Source organism: Methanobrevibacter sp., assembly GCF_045636185.1.
Taxonomy (GTDB): Archaea; Methanobacteriota; Methanobacteria; order Methanobacteriales; family Methanobacteriaceae; genus Methanocatella.
In genome coordinates this window covers 1-4,821 of sequence record NZ_JAZTXC010000086.1, presented here as the reverse complement: position 1 = coordinate 4,821, position 4,821 = coordinate 1, and the positions used below count along the sequence as shown (strand labels likewise).

4 protein-coding genes are annotated in these 4,821 nt (G+C 35.9%); all 4 read left to right on the top strand.

The annotated features are described in order from the left end of the window. The first annotated feature begins 630 nt into the window (after window positions 1-630). From ACKI3Q_RS05120 to ACKI3Q_RS05105, 4 genes are read left to right on the top strand one after another with little or no spacing between them, the layout of a single operon-like run. Window positions 631-1,056 (top strand): hydrogenase iron-sulfur subunit, encoded by a 426-nt coding sequence (locus ACKI3Q_RS05120; RefSeq protein ID WP_292777403.1) that lies wholly within the window; start codon window positions 631-633, stop codon window positions 1,054-1,056. Between the two features lie 20 nt (window positions 1,057-1,076). Then, window positions 1,077-2,003 carry a F420-nonreducing hydrogenase gene (locus ACKI3Q_RS05115; RefSeq protein WP_407414913.1) on the top strand — a complete coding sequence of 309 codons (927 nt, stop codon included), beginning with the start codon at window positions 1,077-1,079 and terminating at the stop codon, window positions 2,001-2,003. Window position 2,004: 1 nt separating this feature from the next. Then, on the top strand, window positions 2,005-3,429 hold the full coding sequence (locus ACKI3Q_RS05110) for a Ni/Fe hydrogenase subunit alpha (protein ID WP_407414911.1): 1,425 nt from the start codon (window positions 2,005-2,007) through the stop codon (window positions 3,427-3,429). A 15-nt stretch (window positions 3,430-3,444) separates the two neighbouring features. Next, a complete protein-coding gene (locus tag ACKI3Q_RS05105; protein WP_407414909.1) occupies window positions 3,445-4,677 on the top strand; it encodes a 4Fe-4S binding protein in 1,233 nt (410 codons plus the stop codon). The last annotated feature ends 144 nt before the right edge of the window (window positions 4,678-4,821 follow it).

Genomic DNA, 4,821 nt, shown 5'->3' with positions numbered 1-4,821 from the left:
AGTTATTTCTTAATTTTTATTAGTAAAAATGGTTATTTTTCAATAATATTTCGTATAAATTGAAATTAATTTTTAAGCTTTGTAATATCTTTTTTTAAAAAAGTATTATAGTATATAAATCTTGTGTATTTCCTTTCCAAGTAACCTTTATATTTAATCTTTTATATAATATATAATCAGTACATTAATGTTAAGCTGAGCTAGCTCATTAGCGTACGATGATTTGAGATTAAGGTATGCCTTAACATACTTTAATATAGATTTGAAAAACTTTTTTAAAAAAGAAATTAGATTGAAATCTATAACTTTAAAAATTTTGATTTGGTTTTTAAAGTTAAAACGGAATTCTTGAATTTTTTGATTTGGATTCAAGAAGGTAATCTATTAAGATTTTTGATTTGGATCTTTATAGATTAAAAATAGTGAAAACTATTTAGGTTGAATATCTCAATTATTTCAATTTTAATAAAGTTTAATATTTTCAATCGGTATTAAATGATTGAATTGTATTAGTTATGATTTGATAATATGGTTCAAGTTATTAGATTGAAATAGTTGGATGAGTCTTAGATCAAATTAAATTTTTTTTAGGACTATAAACTAAAATTTTAATAGAGGAGGATAAACTCTATGTCTGAAGATATAAAAATTGTAATGTTTTGTTGTAACTGGTGTTCCTATGGTGGAGCAGATACTGCAGGTACTGCAAGAATGCAATACCCACCTAACATTCGTGTTATAAGAGTAATGTGTTCTGGAAGAATTGACCCTCAGTTTATTTTGAAAGCATTCAGAGACGGTGCTGATGGTGTATTCGTAGCAGGATGCCACATGGGTGACTGCCACTACGATGCAGGTAACTATAAACTTGACAGAAGAATGAGATTAGTTTATAAATTAGTCGAAGATATGGGAATCGGAAGAGAAAGAGTCCACCACGACTGGATTTCTGCTTCTGAAGGAGAAAAATTCGCTAGTTCTGTAAAAATGATGGTAAACAGAATTAAAGATTTAGGACCTTCCCCATTAAAAGCACAATTAGATGCTGAAGGATAAATTTAAATGGAGGATTATTTATGGCAGATAAAGCTAGAGTAGGAACTATGTGGCTCGGAGGTTGTTCCGGTTGTCACTTATCCATTGCGGACTTTCACGAATCTTTATTAGATGTTTTAGAATTAGCACAATTCGAATTCTCACCAGTATTATGTGATACTAAATACGATGAAGTACCTGAATTAGACGTACTCATTGTAGAAGGTGGAATTAGAAACGAAGAAAACAGAGAATTAGCAGAAATGTTAAGAGAAAAAGCTGGCCTCGTTATTGCATACGGTACTTGTGCTGCTTATGGTGGTATCCCTGGTCTCGGTAACTTACACACTGTTGAAGAATTAACTACTGAAGGTTACATTAACTCATGCAGTACTGTAAACCCAGAAGGAATCATTCCTAACGAAGATGTACCAACCTTAGAAAGCAGAGTAAGACCATTAGGCGAAGCAATTCAAGTAGACTTATTAATTCCTGGTTGCCCTCCAAAATCTGACGTAGTAGCTGAAGCTATTCTTACCTTATTAAACGGAGGAACTATTGAATTACCAACCACTAACCTTTGTGAAGTATGTCCTAGAGAAAAACCACCTGCTGGTCTCGCTATGGACTTCATTAAAAGACAATTTGAAGTTGGTAAACCAGAAGATGATTTATGTTTAATTGCTCAAGGTTTAGTATGTATGGGACCTGCAACCGTATCCTTATGTGGTGCACAATGCCCAAGTATTGCTATCCCATGTAGAGGTTGTTACGGACCTACCGCTAAAGTAAACGATGCAGGTGCAAAAATGATTTCTGCGATTGCATCTGACTACGGTATTAACGAAGATAAAACCGTAGACCCTGAACAAGTAGCTGACCAATTAGATGATATTGTAGGTACTTTCTACACTTACACTTTACCAGCTGCTTTAGTCCCTGCTAAAATGCAAAAAGGAGGAAAATAATATGGTAAAACTTACTATGGAACCTGTAACTCGTATTGAAGGTCACGCAAAAATTACTGTACACCTTGACGAAGCAGGAAATGTAGAAGACACTAGATTACATGTTATGGAATTTAGAGGATTCGAAAAATTCTTACAAGGACGTCCAGCTGAGGAAGTACCTCGTATTGTACCTAGAATCTGTGGTATTTGTGATGTACAACACCACTTAGCAGCTGCTAAAGCTGTTGACCAAATCTACGGATTTGACGATGACGAAATCTTACCTGCTGCTTACAAAATGAGAGAATTAATGAACTGGGGATCTTACATGCACTCTCACGCTCTCCACTTCTACTTCTTAGCAGCACCGGATTTAGTAATTCCTGACGGAACCAGAAAAACTAGAAACGTTTTCCAAATTATCCAAGATATGCCAGAAGTTGCTTTACAAGCTATTAAAATCAGAAGAAACGGTTTAGATATTGTATCTGCAACTGGTGGTCGTCCAATTCACCCAACTTCCTCTACTCCTGGTGGTATTTCCACTGAATTAGATGAAGAAACTCAAGCTGACTTATTAGCAAAAGCTAAAGAAAACGTAGAATTAGCACAAGCTACCATTGAATTAGCAGTACCTATCTTAGAAGAAAAAATTGACTTAGTCAAAACCTTAGGTTACTTCGGTGACACCCGTCACTGTGGTATTGTTAACAATGGTGACTGGGATGTATACAACGGTGTAGTAAGAATAAAAGACAAAGACGGTTCTATTTACACTGAATATAACAACCTTGAATACAAAGACATTGTTGCTGAACACGTAAAACCTTACTCCTGGTTAAAATTCCCTTACATTAAAGAATTAGGATACCCAGAAGGTATTTACAGAGTAGCACCATTATCCCGTATTAACGTTTGTGACAAAATGCCTGATGCAGCTCCTTTAGCACAAGGTGCTTTAGAAGACTTCAGAGAAAGATTCGGTTACGCACAATACCCATTATTATTCCACTGGGCAAGATTAATCGAATTATTAGCTTCTGCTGAAATGGCTGTAGACGCATTAGAACAAGACTTATCCGGTGACAAATTCCCAGAAGCATTAGAAAGAACTGCTGGTGAAGGTGCAGGTATTGTAGAAGCTGCTCGTGGTACTTTAATCCACCACTACACAACTGATGACGAAGGTTTAATTACCCAAGCAAACATCATTGTAGCAACTATCCAAAACAACCCTGCAATGGAAATGGGTATTCAACAAGTAGCTAAAGATTACATCAAACCTGGCGTAGAAGTAGATGACAAAATCTTCAACTTAATGGAAATGGTTATCAGAGCTCACGACCCATGTTTATCTTGTGCTACCCACACTATGGATAGCCAAATGAGATTAGCTACTGTAGAAGTATATGACAGTGAAGGAAATATGATTAAAAAAATCTAACTTTGGAGTGTTAAAATGATAGTATTCAATGAAAATAGCTGTATTAAATGTGGAGCATGTGAAGGCGTTTGTCCTACAGCAGCTATTGAAGTAGGCGATCACATCGTTTACTGTGATACTTGTAACGAAGAACCTAAATGTGCAGAAGTCTGCCCTAACGGTGCTTTACAAGTAGAAGACATAGCTATTGATGAAGAAGGAAACACTCAAGTTAGATTAATCTTTAACAAAACCAAATGTGATGAATGTGGAGATTGTGTAGACGCATGTCCTTCCAAAACTCTTAAATTAGATGCAGAAGATTCTCAACTCCTCAAAGGATTCTGTGTAATGTGTCAAAAATGTGTGGACATTTGTCCTGTAGACGTTATCGGAGTTCCTGGAGTAAAAGAACCTGCAAGCAGAGTTATTGAACCAGAAGGAGCAGTATACATTGATGATTGTAAAGGATGTGGCGTATGTGTAGCTGAATGTCCTGTTGATGCAATCACCTTATCTGCTTACGGAGAACCTATCGAAGTAGATGAAGACAAATGTATCCAATGTGGTGTATGTTCACAATCCTGTCCATGGAACGCAATTTTCATCGCAGAAAATGCAAACCCTGCTAAACGTACTAAAAACATGAAATCATTCACTTTAGACGCTGAAGCATGTATCGGTTGTAATTCCTGTGTTGACATTTGTCCTGGAAGCTTCATCACTCCTAAATCTGACTTGACTGTAGATCTTCCACAAGCATGTGCTGCATGTGGTCTTTGTGTAAATGTATGTCCTGTAGATGCAATTGACTTAGATGTTGAATATGGAGCATCTAAATTCAGTGCTTCTGAAGGTATTTGTTGGGACGAAGAAAAATGTCTCTTTGATGGTGGTTGTGCTTTAAAATGTCCTACTGAAGCTATAAAAGTAGTTACCAAAAGAGGAATGGAAGTACCTTCCCGTCAGAAAGATATGGGCGAACAATCTTTCACCATGTGTGTAAGATGTGGTGCATGTGCTAACGTATGTCCTAACGATGCATTAATCTTAGACTATGTAGACAAAGAAATTGATGGTGAAGTAGTATCTAGAGATAGAATCATCTTCAACCCATCTAAATGTGACGAATGTGGAGAATGTATTGACGCATGTCCATACGATATGTTACACAAAGCATACAAAGTTAACTTACCTATTGCTGGATTCTGTACTCTCTGTGAACAATGTCTCGAAAAGTGTACTCCTGAATCCTTAACCTTAAAATAGGTAGGCTCTAAACACAAAACAAAATAAAACCTAAATATTTAGGTATAAAGGCACTTAACATTGGGGTTAAGTGCCCTTTTTTTATTTACTTTTTTTACTATTCTTTACTCACGTCTTATTCTCTAACTAAAATTCTTTACTAAT

Coding starts and splice junctions, on each gene's coding strand:
- ACKI3Q_RS05110 (WP_407414911.1), top strand. CDS start 2,005: ATGGTAAAACTTACTATGGAACCTGTAACTCGTATTGAAGGTCACGCA.
- ACKI3Q_RS05120 (WP_292777403.1), top strand. CDS start 631: ATGTCTGAAGATATAAAAATTGTAATGTTTTGTTGTAACTGGTGTTCC.
- ACKI3Q_RS05115 (WP_407414913.1), top strand. CDS start 1,077: ATGGCAGATAAAGCTAGAGTAGGAACTATGTGGCTCGGAGGTTGTTCC.
- ACKI3Q_RS05105 (WP_407414909.1), top strand. CDS start 3,445: ATGATAGTATTCAATGAAAATAGCTGTATTAAATGTGGAGCATGTGAA.